At 51.6% G+C, this 18534-nt stretch carries 14 protein-coding genes; 4 read left to right on the forward strand and 10 right to left on the reverse strand.

The window, feature by feature from the left end:
* Positions 1-35: 35 nt before the first annotated feature.
* From ldtD to ACZRKO_RS03535, 3 genes are all read left to right on the forward strand, one after another.
* Positions 36-1886, forward strand: coding sequence for a L,D-transpeptidase (gene ldtD / locus ACZRKO_RS03525; protein ID WP_463735868.1), 1851 nt, complete (start codon positions 36-38; stop codon positions 1884-1886).
* Positions 1887-2065: 179 nt separating this feature from the next.
* A complete protein-coding gene (locus ACZRKO_RS03530; RefSeq protein WP_463735869.1) occupies positions 2066-2614 on the forward strand; it encodes a peptidoglycan L,D-endopeptidase MepK in 549 nt (182 codons plus the stop codon).
* Between the two features lie 51 nt (positions 2615-2665).
* Complete coding sequence (locus tag ACZRKO_RS03535) at positions 2666-3313, forward strand: MBL fold metallo-hydrolase (protein WP_463735870.1); 648 nt, start codon at positions 2666-2668, stop codon at positions 3311-3313.
* A gap of 84 nt (positions 3314-3397) precedes the next feature.
* Here ACZRKO_RS03535 and ACZRKO_RS03540 read toward each other — a convergent pair whose 3' ends face one another.
* The 5 genes from ACZRKO_RS03540 to ACZRKO_RS03560 form a co-directional block, all read right to left on the reverse strand.
* The gene (locus ACZRKO_RS03540; RefSeq protein WP_463735871.1) at positions 3398-4588 is read right to left on the reverse strand and encodes an amino acid aminotransferase; all 1191 of its coding nucleotides are present in this window, start codon (positions 4586-4588) and stop codon (positions 3398-3400) included.
* A 235-nt stretch (positions 4589-4823) separates the two neighbouring features.
* Positions 4824-5969 (reverse strand): porin OmpC, encoded by a 1146-nt coding sequence (gene ompC / locus ACZRKO_RS03545; protein ID WP_463735872.1) that lies wholly within the window; start codon positions 5967-5969, stop codon positions 4824-4826.
* A gap of 302 nt (positions 5970-6271) precedes the next feature.
* Positions 6272-7672, reverse strand: coding sequence for an asparagine--tRNA ligase (asnS, locus tag ACZRKO_RS03550; RefSeq protein ID WP_463735873.1), 1401 nt, complete (start codon positions 7670-7672; stop codon positions 6272-6274).
* Positions 7673-7956: 284 nt separating this feature from the next.
* The gene (gene pncB / locus ACZRKO_RS03555) at positions 7957-9162 is read right to left on the reverse strand and encodes a nicotinate phosphoribosyltransferase (RefSeq protein WP_463735874.1); all 1206 of its coding nucleotides are present in this window, start codon (positions 9160-9162) and stop codon (positions 7957-7959) included.
* A 323-nt stretch (positions 9163-9485) separates the two neighbouring features.
* Positions 9486-10898, reverse strand: a complete 1413-nt coding sequence (locus ACZRKO_RS03560) for an MFS transporter (RefSeq protein ID WP_463735875.1) — start codon at positions 10896-10898, stop codon at positions 9486-9488.
* A gap of 347 nt (positions 10899-11245) precedes the next feature.
* Here ACZRKO_RS03560 and pepN point away from each other — a divergent pair, with 347 nt between their 5' ends.
* Complete coding sequence (gene pepN / locus ACZRKO_RS03565; protein WP_463735876.1) at positions 11246-13861, forward strand: aminopeptidase N; 2616 nt, start codon at positions 11246-11248, stop codon at positions 13859-13861.
* Positions 13862-13935: 74 nt separating this feature from the next.
* Here the strand turns inward: pepN and ssuB are convergent, their stop codons facing one another.
* The 5 genes from ssuB to ssuE all read right to left on the reverse strand — a co-directional run bounded on the left by ssuB (position 13936) and on the right by ssuE (position 18316).
* The gene (gene ssuB, locus ACZRKO_RS03570; protein WP_463735877.1) at positions 13936-14718 is read right to left on the reverse strand and encodes an aliphatic sulfonates ABC transporter ATP-binding protein; all 783 of its coding nucleotides are present in this window, start codon (positions 14716-14718) and stop codon (positions 13936-13938) included.
* The gene (gene ssuC / locus ACZRKO_RS03575) at positions 14715-15506 is read right to left on the reverse strand and encodes an aliphatic sulfonate ABC transporter permease SsuC (RefSeq protein ID WP_463735878.1); all 792 of its coding nucleotides are present in this window, start codon (positions 15504-15506) and stop codon (positions 14715-14717) included. The genes ssuB and ssuC overlap by 4 nt, the downstream gene beginning before the upstream one ends.
* A 10-nt stretch (positions 15507-15516) precedes the next feature.
* Complete coding sequence (ssuD, locus tag ACZRKO_RS03580) at positions 15517-16671, reverse strand: FMNH2-dependent alkanesulfonate monooxygenase (RefSeq protein WP_463735879.1); 1155 nt, start codon at positions 16669-16671, stop codon at positions 15517-15519.
* Positions 16672-16737: 66 nt separating this feature from the next.
* Positions 16738-17712 (reverse strand): aliphatic sulfonate ABC transporter substrate-binding protein, encoded by a 975-nt coding sequence (locus tag ACZRKO_RS03585; RefSeq protein WP_463735880.1) that lies wholly within the window; start codon positions 17710-17712, stop codon positions 16738-16740.
* 22 nt (positions 17713-17734) lie between these two features.
* Entirely contained in the window at positions 17735-18316 is a 582-nt protein-coding gene (gene ssuE / locus ACZRKO_RS03590; RefSeq protein ID WP_463737457.1) for an NADPH-dependent FMN reductase, read from the reverse strand.
* Positions 18317-18534: the final 218 nt, after the last annotated feature.

The following is an 18534-nucleotide window of genomic DNA, read 5'->3' on the forward strand; positions in this document are numbered from 1 at the left end:
CACTTTAATTTGGGCATTGTAACGGGAGGCAAGGGATGATGTTTATGGGTCAAGGGTCTCTCAGATTTCTGGTCGCCAGTTGTCTTATCGCTATGGGGCTGGCGCCTGTAAGTGCGGCATTTGCAGCGGTACCAACGCTGCCCGTTCGTTCTGCGACGCTCTCCAGTGTTCAGAGCCTTAGCCAGCTGCAGGCTGAGCTGCCAGCAAATGTTAAACCTCTTTATATCTCTTCTCTTGCGACGCTATACGCTGCAAATCACATGCAACCTATGTGGCAGGACAGGGACGCGGTTCACCAATTCCAGCAACAACTCGCGGAGCTGGCTATTTCAGGTGTGCAGCCACAATTCACGCAGTGGGTGAAATGGCTGACCGATCCGCAAGTCACCGGAATGGCGCGTGATATTGTTTTGTCGGATGCCATGCTGGGGTATTTGCAATTTGTCAGTGGGGTTGAAGCCAATGGTGACAACTGGCTGTACAGTGAAAAACCTTACAAGATGACCACGCCACCGCTGACAGTGATAAATCAGTGGCAGCTGGCCCTGCGTAAAGGCACCACTGCCGGATATATGGCGACACTTGAGCCTCTGCATCCTTTATATCCAAAAATGCATACAGCGTTAAAAGCCATGCTGGCTGATAACCGTCCATGGCCTCAGGTGACGAATGCATCCAGTCTGCGTCCCGGACAGATCAGTGATGATATCCCGGCGTTACGCGAAATTTTAAACCGTAGTGGCATGATGAATGTTGTTCCGGCTGAAGCGAAACCACCGCAGCCTACGGATGAAACGATTGCTAAAGATGGTCCGGGAGCTGCGGCTAACGATGATTTGTCGGTTGATGAGTCGGCGGATAAATCCGCGCCAGCATCGCCGGTTGTCAGCCCTGCCGCAACGTCGGTGACAGACGTACTTCCTACCGTTGAAACCACCGGTCAGCCTGCGGCAATAGTCCCTGTGGCGGTGGCAGATAATGTTTATTCGCCTGAGCTGGTTGAAGCAGTGAAACGCTTTCAGAAATGGCAGGGGCTTGAGCCTGATGGCGTCATTGGTATGCGTACCCGTGAGTGGCTTAATGCTTCTCCTCGTTTGCGCGCCACCTTGTTTGCGCTGAATATTCAACGTTTGCGTATTCTGCCAGGTAACGTCAATACCGGTATCATGGTGAATATTCCAAACTATCAATTGACCTATTATCTCAATGGCAGTGAGGTGTTGACGTCGCGGGTGATCGTCGGTCGCCCAAGCCGTAAAACACCGCTGATGAGCAGTGCGCTGAATAACGTGGTGGTGAACCCGCCGTGGAATGTTCCGACGACGCTGGTGCGGGAAGATATTGTGCCGAAAGCGATGCGTGACAACGGGTATTTCCAGAAGCATGGTTATACGGTGCTGGCTGGATGGAATAATGATGCAGAAGTCGTTGACCCTTCGATGATCGACTGGAGTGTGGTGACACCAAACCATTTCCCTTACCGGATCCGTCAGGCACCTGGCGCGAGTAACTCACTTGGCCGCTATAAATTCAATATGCCAAGCTCGGATGCGATTTATCTGCATGACACGCCAAATCATGGTTTGTTCCAGAAAGATATTCGCGCGCTGAGTTCTGGCTGTGTCCGTGTTAATAAGGCCTCTGAACTGGCCAATATGCTGTTACAGGATGCTGGCTGGAATGACACTCGGATCTCCTCAACGTTGCAAGGCGGAAGTACAACATTTGTGCCGATTCGTCATCATATACCGGTAAAACTGTTTTATCTGACAGCCTGGGTGGCTGAAGATGGTAAGCCACAGTTCCGTACAGATATTTACAATTACGACTCGCCAGTGCGATCTGGTGCGCAAATTTTGTCGAAAGCCCAACTTTTGCTGCAATAAATGCAGCAAAACTAAAACGATAGCGGTCAAAATATTTGGCCTGATAACGGGCGTGGCCGCGACGGCATGCCCGTTTTGCTTTATGGGTGGGTTGACTCACTGAAATAAGGCAGCTAAGGTTCGGAACGGTACAACATTTGTATCTATTTTTGACTCTCTTATCGGGTAGTACACTGTTCATGGATCAAATCGACAAACATCGCCGTAAATGGCTGGCACTGGGTAGCGCCGCTATGGGTATCGCACTCCTTCCGGGACGTGCTTTTGCCACTCTTTCCACACCTCGTCCGCGTATTTTAGTGGTTAATAACTTAAATACCGGTGAAACCCTTAAAACAGAGTTTTTTGATGGAAAGCGTTACAACAAGGATGAATTGGCCAGATTGAATCATCTGTTCAGAGACTATCGGGCAGAGAAAGTAAAGAGTATCGATCCGGCACTCTTCGATCATCTTTACCGCCTGCAAATCATGCTGGCAACCAATAAACCGGTTCAGTTGATCTCAGGTTACCGAACACTGGCAACCAATAACAGTATGCGCAGACCCGGCAGTGGCGTTGCCAAAGACAGCTATCATACGAAAGGTCAGGCGATGGATTTTCACATCGAAGGCATTGAGTTGAGTAATATCCGCAAAGCCGCGTTAAAAATGAAGATGGGTGGTGTAGGATATTATCCACGAAGTAACTTTGTGCATATCGACACGGGTCCGGCAAGAACCTGGTGATATGCGTAATTTGCGGTTTATCCTCTGTGAGATAAACCGCTGTGGAGCCTTATGAAATACCATCTTATTCCTGTCACGGCCTTCAGCCAGAACTGCTCTGTTATCTGGTGCAGCAAAACCCTCCAGGCGGCGATTGTTGACCCCGGTGGCGAAGCTGAAAAAATCATCGCTGAAGTGGCTGCTCTCGGCGTTACCGTGAGCCAGATACTTCTTACGCATGGTCATCTGGATCACGTGGGTGCCGCTGCACAGGTTGCCAAACACTTTAATGCACCGATTATCGGGCCACAGAAAGAAGATCTGTTTTTGCTGGAATCCCTGCCAACACAAAGTCGGATGTTTGGTTTAGAAGATTGCTCGCCGCTGACGCCGGATACCTGGCTGGAAGAAGGCGATGAGGTCAGCGTGGGTGAAGAGCGTCTTACCGTTCTGCATTGCCCCGGTCACACGCCGGGACACATCGTCTTTATTAATGAGAAGAGTCGTCTGGCTGTGTCCGGTGACGTTATCTTCCGTGGTGGGGTTGGCCGCAGTGATTTCCCGCGGGGTGACCATCAGGCATTGATTCATTCCATCAAAACCAAACTGTTGCCGTTGGGCGATGATATGGCGTTCATTCCGGGCCATGGGCCAATGTCAGATATCGGGCATGAACGTAAAACTAATCCGTTTTTACAAGATGAACTGCCGGTCTGGTAAGTTGCTTCTCTAAATACAGAACGCGATAAATGCAGAAACCAGTCAGTTTACCTGACTGGTTTTTTTTACATAATTATAAATCGATTACAGAACGGCGACGATGGCTTCGCACAGTGGCGCCATGTTGTCGAGAGTAATGCCGGCAACGTTAATACGACCCGAGTTAACCGCATACACACCGAACTCATCACGCAGACGCAGAACCTGATCTTTGGTCAGCCCGCTGAATGAGAACATACCGTTCTGATTAATAATGAAGCTGAAATCCTGCTGTGCACCTTTTTCCTGCAAGGTGGTGACAAACAACTGACGCATACGGTGAATACGCTGACGCATGTCGCTCAGCTCTTGTTCCCAAATTGCACGCAGTGCTTCATTACCCAGAATCGTAGCGACAACCGCAGCACCGTGAGACGGTGGATTGGAGTAGTTGGCACGGATAACAGATTTAACCTGACTGAAAGCGCGGTCAGCTGTTTCGGCATCCGCTGCCACGATAGTACAGGCGCCTACGCGTTCGTTGTACAGGCCAAAGTTCTTCGAGTAAGAGCTGGCAACCAGGAATTCCGCATGTTTGGCCGCAAAAATACGAAGACCCTGGGCATCCTCTTCCAGGCCTTTGGCAAAGCCCTGATAGGCGAAGTCAAACAGTGGCAACCAGCCTTTAGCGACGGACAATTCGGCCAGTTGCGCCCACTGCGCTTCAGTAGGATCGATACCGGTCGGGTTATGACAGCAGCCGTGGAACAGCACAACGTCACCGGCCTGTGCTTCGCTCAGGCTTTTCAACATGCCATCGAAGTCCAGCGCGTGGTTTGCTGCGTCGTAGTAATTGTATTCCACCACTTCCAGACCGGAGGCGTTGAATACGCCTTTATGGTTAGGCCAGCTTGGATTACTCACCCACACGCGTTTAGCGCTGGTCTGGGTTGCGATAAAATCTGCTGCGATACGCAGGCCGCCTGTGCCTCCCGGTGTTTGTGCCGTGCGTGCGCGTTTGTCGGCGATGATAGCGCTGTCTTTGCCGAACAGCAGTTCCTGAGTACAACGTGCAAAATCAGGCAGCCCGTCAATGCTCAGGTAAGTTTTGGTGGTTTCGTTTTCCAGCAAATATTGCTCGGCTTTCTTCACGCTGGTCAGAACCGGAGTTTTACCCGTTTCGTCTTTATAAACACCGATCCCAAGATTGATTTTATCCTGGCGAGCGTCAGCGCGGAAAAGATCAGAAAGACCGAGAATAGGATCAGCAGGTGCAGCAGTGATTTTTTCAAACATAGGGAAGACTTCCATGGCCTGATATGTAGCAGAAAGAGGGCATCAGGTTACCGCCTGAAAGTGGGTTTGCCAACCGTTTGCGGTAAAAAGAAAGCGGAGTTGTGAAGCGGGCTTCGAGATTAATAATTTTGATAATAGAAAAGAGTTCAAAAGTCTTAAAAAGCAAAAGGCAGAGCCTAAGCCCTGCCTTTCAGTTCACTCAGGATGCACCCGAAAGTGCATCGTTTAAGCGAAATTAGAACTGGTATTGCAAGCCAACGCCAACAACGTTGTCGGTGCTTGTACCGGCAGCTTTGGTGTAGTCGTTGTCGTCCAGCAGGTTGATTTTGTAGTCAACATAGGTGGACATGTTTTTATTGAAGTAGTAGTAGGTACCCACTTCGATGTATTTAACCAAGTCTGCATCGCCGCCAGCAAAGGTGCCGTTTGAACCGGTAACGGAATTCAGGTCCTTACCTTTAGATTGCAAGTAAGCGATAGATGGACGCAGGCCGAAATCGAACTGGTACTGAGCAACAACTTCGAAGTTCTGAGTTTTGTTAGCAACTTGGTTGTCACCACCGTAAGCGGTAGTGTTACGGGATTCACCGTAGAAGGTAGCCAGGTACACGTTGTTAGCGTCGTATTTCGCGCCAAATGCATACTGTTCTGCTTTGTTACCCTGCGCGCTGTTTGCCTGAGTTTTCTGGTCAACAGTACGGTTAGAGTTAGCGTAAGCACCGGTCAGGCTAACACCTGAGTTGCCGATTGCATAAGCTACAGAGGTACCAACGCCGTCACCGTTCTGGGTGATGATTGAGCTGTTTGGAACGTTGCCGCCGATTTCTGTATTACGGTCGTTCTCGTTTTTGCCCTGATATTGGAGAGCGAAGCTCAGGCCATCAACCAGACCGAAGAAGTTGCTGTTACGGTAAGTAGCCAGACCATTTGAACGACCAACCATGAAGTTGTCGTTGGTTTGGTACATGGTGTCATCGCCGAATACTGGCAATTGGTCAGTATAAGACATTACGTCGTAAATCACGCCGTAGTTACGACCGTAGTCGAATGAACCCCAGTCGCCGAATTTCAGGCCAGCGAAGCCCAGACGAGTTTTGTTACCTGCGTCACCCTGTGCTTCAGCATGGTTAGCCTGAACGTTGTATTCCCACTGGCCGTAACCGGTCAGTTGGTCAGTAATTTGAGTTTCGCCTTTGAAGCCGAAACGAACGTAAGTCTGGTCACCATCGCTGCCATTGTCATCAGAGAACTGGTGGCGTGCGTCAACTTTACCGTACAGGTCCAGTTTGTTGCCGTCTTTGTTATAAACTTCAGCTGCGTTTGCTGCACCAGCAGCCAACAGCGCTGGAATTACTACTGCAAGAATATTGCGCTTCATCATTTATTATTACCCTCATTGGTTTTATTTGGACACCTGCCACTGCCGTCAATAATTCTTAAGGGAACTATTGTTGAGAGTTTGGTGTCTCCTGTGTCTGAACGCAGTGTTCCATCCGAGGGCTGCTTAATCTACAGCGAAAATGCTACCAAACTCCTAAACTTGTTTCAGTGAGAAAGAATGTATTACAAAATGTAATTTCTTGGGAACTTTGTGACAGGGATCTACCTTTAAAAATGACTAAGGCCAGCTGAGCTGGCCTTAGTTTTGTAACTAAAATGTTATATGGAAAATATTTTAGTTAATTAGAAGGTTGCGTTACGTGGTGTACGTGGGAAGGGGATGACGTCCCGCACGTTTTGCACACCGGTCACATAAGCGACCAGGCGTTCGAAGCCCAAGCCGAAACCGGAGTGTGGCACGGTGCCGTAGCGGCGAAGGTCGCGATACCACCAGTAATCTTCTTTATTCAGGCCCATTTCTTCCAGACGAGCATCCAGCACATCCAGGCGCTCTTCACGTTGTGACCCCCCGATAATCTCACCAATACCCGGTGCCAGCACATCCATCGCAGCGACAGTTTTCCCGTCATCATTCATTCGCATGTAGAATGCTTTGATATCTTTAGGGTAATTTTTAACCACTACCGGTGCTTTAAAATGCTGCTCTGCGAGGTATCGTTCGTGTTCAGAAGATAAATCAACACCCCAAGACACAGGATTCTCGAATGTCTGTCCGCAATTCATCAGTATTTCTACTGCATCGGTATAGTCGACCTGGGCGAAATCTGATGTTACAAAACGCTGCAGGCGGGAAACAGCATCTTTGTCTACGCGTTCGGCAAAAAACGCCATATCATCTGCTCTTTCGTCCAGAACCGCCTGGAAAACATATTTCAACATGCTTTCCGCGAGTGTGGCGATGTCGTCCAGAGTGGCAAACGCCACTTCCGGTTCAACCATCCAGAATTCAGCTAAATGGCGGCTGGTGTTGGAGTTTTCTGCGCGGAAGGTCGGGCCGAAGGTGTACACCTTAGAAAGTGCGCACGCATAGGTTTCACCGTTCAACTGGCCTGAAACGGTCAGGAAAGCTTCTTTACCAAAGAAGTCTTCGCTGAAATCCACTTCGCCTTTATCAGTACGCGGCAAGTTTTGGAAGTCCAGCGTCGATACGCGGAACATCTCGCCAGCGCCTTCGGTATCCGATGCGGTGATAAGTGGCGTCGATACCCAGAAATAGCCGTTTTCATGATAGAAACGGTGGATCGCCTGCGACAGGGTGTTGCGCACGCGCGCAACTGCACCAATCAGATTGGTACGTGGGCGCAGGTGAGCGACTTCACGCAGATATTCGATTGAGTGACGTTTTGCGGCCATCGGGTAGGTATCCGGATCATCAACCCAACCCACGACTTTGATGGCTGTCGCTTGCAGCTCAAAACTCTGGCCTTCGCCTGGTGAGGCGACAACCGTACCGGTCACTTCAATGGAACAACCGGTGGTCAGGCGCAGAACCTCATCCTGATAATTGGGAAGAGAATTATTCACAACGGCCTGTAACGGATTAAAGCAGGAGCCGTCATAAACGGCGATGAAGGAGATACCAGCTTTAGAATCTCTCCGGGTACGCACCCAACCGCGTACGGTGACTTCACTGTCAACCGCAGAACGGCCTTGCAGTACGTCGACTACAGGCACAACGCTCATAGATTTCTCTCTTTCTTATATATTCAGATGTTGATTGAGAACTAACGGACACCCACAAAAAGGGATTTTGCTATGTTACTTAGCCTTTCTCAGGACACAAGCAGAAATCACTGCCTCCGGACAACATTTATATGAGCAGCGCCAGATAACGGATTTTCCATCGTCGTGTTGGATAAGCCGGGCGCTAATATGAATAACATCTATATAAAAGAAGAAAAAGGCTAAGGGGGCAAATCAGGGGAGGGGATAAACGTCTGCAGTGTTTTCCACCACAGACGTCAGGTTCAGGACGCTTTCTTGACCAGCGGCAGGTCAAAGGCTTTTCGCAGGGCTTTGACGAAGGCTTTATCCTGACAGATAGTTTTACCCGGACTGTCAGATAATTTCGCTACCGGTTTACCGTTGCACTGCACCAGCTTGATCACAATGTTCAGCGGTTTGACCCCGGGAATATTGCAGGTCAGGCGCGTACCAATGCCGAACACCAGATTTACGCGGGTGTGGAAATGGCGATACAGATGCAGCGCTTTGTCCAGATCCAGATTGTCTGAGAAGACCAGCGTTTTGCTCATCGGGTCGATACCCAGCTTCTGATAATGCGCGATGGCTTTTTCGCCCCATTCAACCGGATCCCCGGAATCATGACGCAAACCTTCATAAGCGTTGGCAAATTTCGGGCCGAAATCCCGCAGGAAAGCATCCATCGTAATGCAGTCGGTCAGGGCGATACCTAACTGATCGGGATATTCGTCCAGCCATGCCTGCAATGCAGCCCGCTGACTGTTGGCTAAAACCGGGCTGATTTGCTGATGCGCCTGGAACCACTCATGCGCCTGTGTTCCTACTGGCGAAAGCTGCAATTTATGGGCGATATCATAGTTGCTGGTGCCGACCAGATAAGGGAATTCGGCTTTCAGCGTGCTGACAATTGCCTGTTGAACTTCACCGGAGAAACGGCGGCGTGTACCGAAGTCCATCAGGCGGAAGCGGGAAATATCAATATCGGCCGCTTCTTTTTTAAAGCGCGCCAGATTCTTGCGCAACTGATCGACTGCCATTTGTGCGGTGACCTGCGGCGAACGGTGGCGATGCACCACTTCACTGATCACGGCAAGTAGCGGCACTTCCCACATGATCACCTCGCGCCAAGGCCCGGAAATGCGCACGTGCAAATGGCCGTCGCGGTCAGAGACGACAACGTGTTCAGGGTTATAGCGGAAAGTCTTCAGCCAGTTGAGGTAATCGGCGCTGAAGAACGGCAGACCAGAAAGATAAGCGAACTCATCGTCTGTCAGAGCCAGCTGGCTCATCATCTCGATTTGCTGGCGAATTTCGCTGGCGTATTCGCCGAGCAGCTCGTCGCCACGGCAGCGGAACTCAGCCACCACGCTTATATTATGGTAGCGATGGAAGACCGCTTGCTGCATGTGAAGCTTGTAGGCATCGGTATCTAACAGCGAAGTCAAAATCGGGGAGGCGTATGAAGTCATAGCGCGTTTACAGCATCCTCGTCAGAAAAGGTTGGCTGGCAAAAACCTGTACATTATTGATAAAGGTCATTCGCATTAATCCAACCATTCCAGATAAAAAAGCATTCTGGATAAAACAGCAAAGTCTGTGAAGTATACCGTAATATCCTGCGAAAGAACCCTCATCACATCATAATTGTCGGCGAGGGGTCTAGGATTAAATGTGCGCAAAGCGACACAAAGGCTCTTTGTGTTAACTCTTTTGCAAGATGAAATGCGGTGTGACTTCACATTTATGCAACATACAAGGGCCGGGCGCCTGCTCTTGCGCCCGGCTGGCAGAGTTAAATACTTTCCAAATTGATGCCACGGGTTTTGGGGCCAAACAGACCGATAACCAACATGACAACCAACATGCTGAAGACGATGAAGGCGATCACCCCTTGTGTACCAGCGTACTGCAAAATAAGGCCAATCATGATGCTGCTAAATACGGTGGACAGGCGGCTAAACGAGTAGCAGAAACCGACAGCGCGCGCGCGAATGTGCGTGGGGAAAATCTCGGTCTGATACGCGTGATAACTGTAGGTCAGCCAGGCATTTGAGTAAGTGATGAGGAAGCCGCAGATAATCAGCATGATGGCGCTGGTCTGGAAAGCGAATAGTGTGCCAAAAATGACCGTCATCAGTGACGAGAGGACAATCTGCCACTTGTTCTCTATTTTGTCCGCGTAGCGGCTGCAAATCAGTGAACCGAGCGGATAGGCCAGTGTGATAAAGAAAGCGTACAACAAGCTATGGGTTACGCTTGTCCCTTTACCGGAAAGCAATGCGGGCAGCCAGTTTCCGAAACCAAAAAAACCGATCGCCTGGAAAAAGTTCATGGTCATTAGCATCAGGGTGCGTGAACGGTATTGCGAAGACCAGATCTCTTTAAATGTCCCTTTACGTGGAAGTTCAACCGCAACATCAGCCTGCGAATAGGAGGGGCTGACAGCAACGCCACAACGTTTTTCCATCGCACTAACAACATGATGTGCTTCTTCGTATCGCCCCTGTTGCGCCAACCAGCGTGCAGATTCCGGCAGGTTTTTCCTCACTAACCAGATCACTAACGAGCAGAGTGCTCCGGCAATCACCACATAACGCCAGCCGGACAAACCAAAGAAGGTTTGCGGCACCAGCCACCATGACATGAGTGCAACCGCGGGGACCGAAAGAAACTGAATAAAGAAAGCGAAGGCAAAAGCCCGGCTGCGCAGGTGTGTCGGTACCCATTCAGTGAGGTAAGTATCGATGGTGACCAGTTCCAGCCCAAGACCCACTCCCACCAGGAACCGGCAAAAAATGACGCCCTCGGCGTGGTTTTGAAAGGCCATCAGCAGTGAAAAACAGCCATACCATGCCAGCGCAAACATGAAGGTAATGCGGCGACCAAAGCGGTCGGCATAAGGTGTCAGCAGGCTGGCCCCGAGAAAAAGACCGAAAAATGTGGCGGAAGCGAACGCAGCCTGATCGGATATGCCGAAAATCCCCGCCGAACCGAGATGAAATATGTTTTCGGCCAGTAAACCTGAACTGATGTAGCCCGTTTGAAAAAGATCGTAAAGCTCGAAAAACCCGCCTAGTGATAGCAAAACTATAAATCGCCACAGGCCTGCTGAGGTCGGGAGTGAATCAATTCTTGTTGATAATGTATTGTTATTTATTGGTTTATTGTTTTTTAAATCCGTTCCAAGCGCGCCGGTGTTGCCCATTTTTTTATGGCCTCAATGTTACATAGCATTAACAACTATGCTAATGATTAGCCTGCGGATTTAAATTTTGAATTCATGACGCATTAACGAAAATTAAGCATAAAAAACTACCTTATTCTTGAATCTAAAATGTACAGCCCGGGCATACAGAACCGTGACATATGTCCGTGTTGCGCAAAACGTGGCCTAACAGACTCACAAGTTGGCAACAATCTGGGAATTTTAAGTGCCTGTGGTAAAGTTCAGGAAAGCTTTATCAGCCACTGATGTTTCTCCTGCCGGAGCACTCAGACAAGCGACGATCAACAACAGACCTCGTCCCTAACGAAAACGTTAAAAGGTTTTTTATGACTCAATTGCCGCAAGCCAAGTTCCGCCACGATTACCGCGCGCCGGACTACACCATTACTGATATCGACCTCAATTTTGAACTCGATGCACAAACGACTGTGGTTACCGCTGTCAGCCAGATTAAACGCCAGGGTGCAGAAGGCGCGTCGCTGGTGCTTAACGGCGAAGACCTGACGTTAATCAGTCTGAAAGTGAACGGGCAAGATTGGCCAAGTTATCAGGTTACAGAGAAAACTCTGGTCATCGACCGCCTGCCGGATGCCTTTGAGCTCAGCATCGTCAACGAAATTCATCCGGCCAAAAACAGCGCGCTGGAAGGACTCTACCTTTCCGGTGAAGCTCTCTGTACTCAGTGTGAAGCCGAAGGCTTCCAGCACATTACCTATTATCTGGATCGTCCGGACGTGCTGGCGCGTTTCTCAACCCATATCGTGGCCGACAAAGCACGTTATCCGTACCTGCTGTCCAACGGCAACCGTATTGATTCCGGCGAACTGGAAGGCGGTAAACACTGGATTAAGTGGCAGGACCCGTTCCCAAAACCTTGTTATCTGTTTGCGCTGGTGGCCGGTGATTTTGACGTGCTGCGTGATAGCTTCAAAACCCGTTCAGGCCGCGATGTGGCGCTGGAGCTGTTTGTTGACCGCGGTAATCTTGACCGCGCCGACTGGGCGATGGAGTCACTGAAGCAGTCGATGAAGTGGGATGAAACCCGTTTCAATCTGGAATATGACCTCGATATCTTTATGATCGTTGCTGTTGATTTCTTCAACATGGGCGCGATGGAAAACAAAGGCCTGAACGTTTTTAACTCCAAATATGTACTGGCAAAAGCGGAGACGGCGACGGATAAAGATTATCTGGGCATTGAAGCGGTGATCGGCCACGAATATTTCCATAACTGGACCGGTAACCGTGTGACCTGCCGCGACTGGTTCCAGCTGAGCCTGAAAGAGGGCCTGACCGTCTTCCGTGATCAGGAATTCAGCTCTGATCTCGGTTCCCGTTCGGTGAACCGTATTGATAATGTGCGCATCATGCGTTCCGCCCAGTTCGCCGAAGACGCCAGCCCGATGGCGCACCCGATCCGTCCGGAAAAAGTGATCGAAATGAACAACTTCTACACCCTGACGGTGTATGAAAAGGGTTCAGAAGTTATCCGTATGCTGCACACTTTGCTGGGTGAAGAGAAATTCCAGGCCGGTATTCAGCTTTATTTCGAGCGTCACGATGGCAGTGCAGCAACCTGTGATGATTTTGTGCAGGCAATGGAAGATGCGTCGAACGTTGACTTGTCTCTGTTCCGCCGCTGGTACAGCCAGTCTGGCACGCCAATTCTGACCGTGCGTGACGATTATGACGTGGAAAAACAGCAATATACGTTAACCGTCAGTCAGAAAACGCCACCGACCGCCGACCAGGTTGAAAAGCTGCCGTTGCATATTCCACTGGATATCGAACTCTACGATCCGCAGGGTAATGTGATCCCGCTTAAGCAAAACGGCAGCATCGTCAGCAACGTGCTGAACGTAACCGAGGCCGAGCAGACCTTCATCTTTGAAGATGTGGAATATCAGCCGGTGCCGTCTTTGCTACGTGAATTCTCAGCACCCGTTAAGCTTGATTACAAATATGGTGACCATCAGCTGACCTTCCTGATGAAACACGCACGTAATGACTTCTCACGCTGGGATTCAGCGCAAAGCCTGCTGGCCATTTACATCAAACTTAACGTGGCCCGTCATCAGCAGAAACAACCGCTGTCATTACCTCTGCACGTGGCCGATGCCTTCCGCGCCGTGCTGCTGGACGAAACCATTGATCCTGCACTCGCGGCGCAGATCCTGACGTTGCCGTCTGAAAATGAAATCGCTGAACTGTTCGAGATTATCGATCCGGAAGCGATCAGCGCAGTACATGCCGCCATTACTCGTTGCCTGGCAACCGAAATGGCAGATGAGTTCCTCGCGGTGTATAACGCGAATCGCCTGCCGGCTTACCGCGTCGTGCATGCGGACATCGGCAAACGCACATTGCGCAATACTTGTCTGCGTTATCTGGCGTTTGGTGATGTTGCTCAGGCTGATAAAATTGTGCGTGCGCAGTTCGAGCAGGCCGACAACATGACTGACTCTCTGGCGGCGCTGTCTGCGGCGGTTGCGGCGCAGTTACCGTGTCGTGAAGCGCTGATGGCGGCATACGATGAGCGCTGGCATCAGGACGGTCTGGTGATGGACAAATGGTTTATTTTGCAGGCTTCCAGCCCATCGGCTGATGTGCTGCAAAAAGTTCGTTCATTACTGACTCACCGTTCTTTCACTATGAGCAACCCGAACCGTGTACGATCGCTCATCGGTGCATTTGCCTCAACTAACCCGTCTGCATTCCATGCAGCGGATGGCAGCGGTTATCAGTTCCTGGTGGAAATGCTCACCGATCTGAATACCCGTAACCCGCAGGTAGCAGCGAGAATGATTGAGCCGCTGATCCGTCTGAAACGCTATGACGCCAATCGTCAGGCGCTGATGCGCGGTGCGCTTGAGCAACTGAAAGGGCTGGAGAATCTGTCCGGTGATCTGTTTGAGAAAATCAGTAAGGCATTAGACGCGTAAAAAGCAGCGTTATAATAGAAAACGAAAGGGCGATGGAAACATCGCCCTTTTTGCATTCTGTACTCACGTCATGATTAACGTTGCGCGCGTTTGACTTCTTGCTGAACCGTTTGCGATGGCTGCGGTGTGAGAACACGCTCCAGCACTTCGGCTTCCAGTTCTGCCAGCCGCGCTGAACCTTTGCGGCGTGGGCGGGGTAAATCAATCTGGAGATCCAGACCTACCTGGCCCTGTTCAATCAAAATCACCCGATCGGCGACCGTGACGGCTTCACTGACGTCATGCGTGACCAGCAAGACGGTAAAATCATGCTGCTGCCATAAACGTTCGATCAATCCCTGCATTTCGATACGCGTCAGGGCATCAAGCGCCCCCAGCGGCTCATCCAGCAATAACAACCGAGGGCGATGGATCAGCGCGCGGGCTAGCGCGACGCGCTGTTTTTGCCCGCCAGATAACGCCGAAGGCCAGTCGTTGGCACGGTCCGCCAGCCCGACCTCTTCCAGGGCGGCCTGTGCGGCTTCGCGCCATTGACCCTTTAGGCCCAATCCTACGTTATCGATCACCTTTTTCCACGGCAGAAGACGGTCATCCTGAAACATCAGTCTCGTATCATCACGCACGTGGCTTAGTGGCGCACTGCCGCTCAGCATCTCTCCGTGCGTGGTGCTCTCCAGCCCGGCCAGCAGTCGCAACAATGTACTTTTGCCACAACCGCTGCGGCCGACCACTGCCACAAACTGCCCCGGAAAAATGCGCAGATTAATGTCATTGAGGACGGTGCGGTTGCCATATTTTTTACTGATACCCGCCAGTGTCACCGGCGTACCCTGAGGAATGCGTGCTGTATTGCTCATGCGGCGTCTCCTTGTTTCTTCTGGTAAGCCGGGTGCCAGCGTAGCCAGACACTCTCCAGAGCGCGGGCCAGCAGGTCGGCCAGTTTGCCGAGAATGGCGTACAGTACAATGGCGACCACCACCACGTCAGTTTGCAGAAATTCACGGGCGTTCATCGCCAGATAGCCGATACCGGAGTTGGCCGAAATGGTTTCCGCCACGATCAGCGTCAGCCACATGAACCCCAGTGCGAAACGTACGCCGACCATAATGGAGGGCAGGGCACCCGGTAGCACCACCTGTACAAACAGCGGGAATCCGGTGAGTCCGTAGCTGCGCGCCATTTCCAGTAAACCTCGGTCTATATTGCGAATGCCGTGGTACGTGTTGAGATAAATGGGGAACAGGGTGCCGAGTGCCACGAGGAAGATCTTGGCGGATTCGTCAATGCCGAACCACAAAATGACCAGTGGGATCAGCGCCAGATGGGGGATGTTACGCAACATCTGCAACGAACTGTCGAGCAAACGTTCGCCCCAGCGGGAAAGGCCGGTAATAAAACCCAGTAATAAGCCCAGGCTGCCGCCGATAGCGAAACCCACCAATGCGCGGAAAGTGCTGATCTTCAGGTTTTGCCACAGGTCGCCGCTTTTCGCCAGCGTCCAGAAGGCTTCCACTACTGCGCTCGGCGCAGGAAGAATACGGTTCGAGAGCCATCCGGCTTCCACTGCCAACTGCCAGCCGCCGATCAGGGCGACCGGTACAACCCACGGGAGTATCCGGTCAAGCCAGCGTTGCGATGTATGCATGTCAGGTTCCTTAATGCTGAGCGGCAGCGCGTTTAGGGGCAAAATCATGCGCCACCAGTTCACCGCGCGCTTCAATGGCGCGTTTGACCGTGGTGTCCTGATCAGCCGTCGCCAGATCCAGATGCGGGAACAGCAATTCGCTGACTCGGTATGCCTCTTCCAGATGCGGATAACCGGAGAAGATAAAGGTGTCGATGCCCAGATCGGCATATTCCTGCATACGGGCAGCGACTGTCGGACCATCGCCGACCAGCGCGGTGCCTGCACCGCTGCGCACCAGGCCGACACCGGCCCACAGGTTCGGGCTGATTTCCAGTTTGTCCCGGTTGCCGCCGTGCAAGGCAGCCATGCGATGCTGGCCGACGGAGTCGGTTTTGGCAAAAGCCGCCTGCGCTTTCTGAATCGTTTCATCATCGACGTTGGCAATCAGACGGTTGGCGGCCTGCCATGCTTCTTCTGTGGTTTCGCGCACGATCACGTGCAGACGAATACCGAAACGCACGCTACGCCCTTTTGCTGCGGCTTTGGCGCGGACTTGTTCAATTTTTTCTTTCACCAGATGCGGGGGTTCGCCCCAGGTCAGATAGAGTTCTACCTGTTCAGCGGCCAGATCCTGCGCTTCGTCAGAGGATCCGCCGAAATAGAGCGGTGGGCGGGGCAGTTGTACCGGTGGTTGCATCAGGCTGGCCCCTTTAACCTGAATATGTTTGCCTTCGTAATCAACCGTTTCCCCTTCCAGCACCCGCCGCCAGATGCGGGTAAATTCCGCCGAGGCTTCGTAGCGCTCTTTGTGGTTCAGATGTAACCCTTCGGCGGCAAGTTCGGCCGGGTCACCGCCGGTCACGAGATTAAACAGGGCACGGCCGCCAGAAAGTCTGTCGAGCGTCGCCGCCTGACGGGCTGCCAGCGTCGGGGAGATGATCCCCGGGCGCAGCGCCACCAGGAATTTTAGCTTCTGGGTAACAGAAATCAGCGACGCAGCAACCAGCCAGGAGTCTTCACATGAACGGCCCGTGGGCAGCAATACGCCACCAAAACCGAGACGGTCAGCCGCCTGTGCAATCTGTTGTAAATAGCTGAGATCAACGGTGCGTGCATCTTTGTTGGTACCAAGATAGCGACCGTCGCCGTGAGTGGGCAAAAACCAGAAAATGTTCAGGCTCATGTGATAACTCCTCTGTCGTCAATGTTGCCGCTTCTGATGAGCGGCGACTGTTATTGTTGGTTTTGATTACTGCGAGACGGCGTCACGCCAGATGCGATCTTTTATCTCAACCGGTTTTGGCAGGATATGAATCTGATAGAACAGGTCAGCCGTTGCCTGTTGGGCTTTCTCCGTACGCTCATCTACCGGCGTAATAGGAGAATCCGGCAGGTGATCCAGATAGCTGGCAATCACGTTGTCCGGCAGGCCCATGGCTTTAGCAAGTAACTGAATACTCTGAGCACGGTCAGTTCTGACCAGCGCATTGGCTTCGGTCAGTACCGCCAGCACCTGATGAATAAATTGCGGATTGGCCTCGGTGTATTTTTTCGGTGCCAGATAGAATGAACCGGTTTGATTCAGCGTACTGCCGTCGATTAATACGCGGACATTGCCTTGCAGTTTTGCCGCAGAGTAATAAGGATCCCAAATTGCCCAGGCATCGACGTCATGCTGCTGGAAGGCCGCGCGGGCATCGGCCGGTGTCAGATACACGGGTTTGATATCGGTAAATTGCAGACCGGCCTGTTGCAGGGCGCGCAGTAAGAGGTTGTGCGAACTGGAGCCTTTCTGAAAGGCCACTTTATGGCCTTTCAGATCCGCCACGGTTTTGATTGGACTGTTGTTATCGACCAGGATCACTTCCGCTTTGGGTTTTGGCGGTTCAGAGCCAACGTAAAGCAAATCAGCACCCGCAGCCTGAGCAAACAGCGGGGGAAGATCGCCCGTGCCGCCGAGATCAATACTGCCCACGTTCAGCGCTTCCAGAATTTGCGGCCCGGCAGGGAACTCTACCCAGCTGATTTTGGTCTCCGGGAATCGCTTTTCCAGCAACTGATGCGCTTTCGCCAGCACCAGTCCGACAGAACCTTTTTGATACGCAATGCGAAATTCAGCAGGATCTTTTTGCGATGTCGTGGCTGCTTGTGCGTTGAATGCCAGTGTAGCAAACAGCACTGCCACTAAAGGTAAACGGCGCAGTAAAGAGAGGGGGGATGTCATCGGTGAGCTCCTATATGACCCGTCAGATACGCAGCGTGGCGGTGGCGGCCAGTGCGGCGGGACGTGGAAGAGGGCGACGGCGGCTCAGGGCCAGATAAAAATTCTCCAGCGACTCTTCGAGACGCTCACTCAGTGCGGGCTCAAGGGTGGCGGGAAAAGTTTGGTAATCGCTAATCAGGCTGTCATCGGCGAATACGCCCTGCAACACTTCCTGCGCTTTCAACGAAGCCAGTACCGGTTTTAGCGCGTAGTCTACAGCCAGCATGTGGCCAATCGAACCGGCCGTTGCCAGAGGCAGCACGACTTTGTGGTCGAGTGCGCGTTCAGGCAGCAGATCCAACAGGGTTTTCAGCGCACCCGAAAACGAGGCTTTATACACCGGAGTAGCGACGATGAGACCGTCTGCTTCAGCAAGTTGCGCCGTCAGTTTTTTCAGCTGTGGGCTAGCAAAATTGGCGAACAGTAAATCTTCTGCACAGAAATCCTGAAGACTGTAAGAGATCACTTCCACGCCGCGCGAGGTTAGCCAGCGATGGCTCAGCGCCAGTAACGCCGAAGAGCGGGAGGGTTGTCGCGGACTGCCTGCCAGAGAGATAACGCGCATCATCACACCATTCCTTATAACTTAAAGTTCTAGATTCATCATTTTGTTTAACTAAGTGATTTAAAGCTAACAGGCGCGGGCGGGGGACTGGAAATCTCATTTTTAGAAATGGAAAGTGAAAAAGCGGCTAAGGCCGGAAATTCCTTGGCTTAAAGGTAATCAAAACGTGAAGGGGAAGTGAATAAAAAGGTATCGATTGCGTGAAAGGCGTTTTTTGG

This window comes from Ewingella sp. C233 (genome assembly GCF_055407225.1).

What these genes read in the sequence shown, in the direction of transcription:
- ldtD (WP_463735868.1), top strand. Translation starts at nt 36, where the DNA reads ATGATGTTTATGGGTCAAGGGTCTCTCAGATTTCTGGTCGCCAGTTGT.
- ACZRKO_RS03530 (WP_463735869.1), top strand. Translation starts at nt 2,066, where the DNA reads ATGGATCAAATCGACAAACATCGCCGTAAATGGCTGGCACTGGGTAGC.
- ACZRKO_RS03535 (WP_463735870.1), top strand. Translation starts at nt 2,666, where the DNA reads ATGAAATACCATCTTATTCCTGTCACGGCCTTCAGCCAGAACTGCTCT.
- ACZRKO_RS03540 (WP_463735871.1), bottom strand. Translation starts at nt 4,588, where the DNA reads ATGTTTGAAAAAATCACTGCTGCACCTGCTGATCCTATTCTCGGTCTT.
- ompC (WP_463735872.1), bottom strand. Translation starts at nt 5,969, where the DNA reads ATGATGAAGCGCAATATTCTTGCAGTAGTAATTCCAGCGCTGTTGGCT.
- asnS (WP_463735873.1), bottom strand. Translation starts at nt 7,672, where the DNA reads ATGAGCGTTGTGCCTGTAGTCGACGTACTGCAAGGCCGTTCTGCGGTT.
- pncB (WP_463735874.1), bottom strand. Translation starts at nt 9,162, where the DNA reads ATGACTTCATACGCCTCCCCGATTTTGACTTCGCTGTTAGATACCGAT.
- ACZRKO_RS03560 (WP_463735875.1), bottom strand. Translation starts at nt 10,898, where the DNA reads ATGGGCAACACCGGCGCGCTTGGAACGGATTTAAAAAACAATAAACCA.
- pepN (WP_463735876.1), top strand. Translation starts at nt 11,246, where the DNA reads ATGACTCAATTGCCGCAAGCCAAGTTCCGCCACGATTACCGCGCGCCG.
- ssuB (WP_463735877.1), bottom strand. Translation starts at nt 14,718, where the DNA reads ATGAGCAATACAGCACGCATTCCTCAGGGTACGCCGGTGACACTGGCG.
- ssuC (WP_463735878.1), bottom strand. Translation starts at nt 15,506, where the DNA reads ATGCATACATCGCAACGCTGGCTTGACCGGATACTCCCGTGGGTTGTA.
- ssuD (WP_463735879.1), bottom strand. Translation starts at nt 16,671, where the DNA reads ATGAGCCTGAACATTTTCTGGTTTTTGCCCACTCACGGCGACGGTCGC.
- ACZRKO_RS03585 (WP_463735880.1), bottom strand. Translation starts at nt 17,712, where the DNA reads ATGACATCCCCCCTCTCTTTACTGCGCCGTTTACCTTTAGTGGCAGTG.
- ssuE (WP_463737457.1), bottom strand. Translation starts at nt 18,316, where the DNA reads ATGCGCGTTATCTCTCTGGCAGGCAGTCCGCGACAACCCTCCCGCTCT.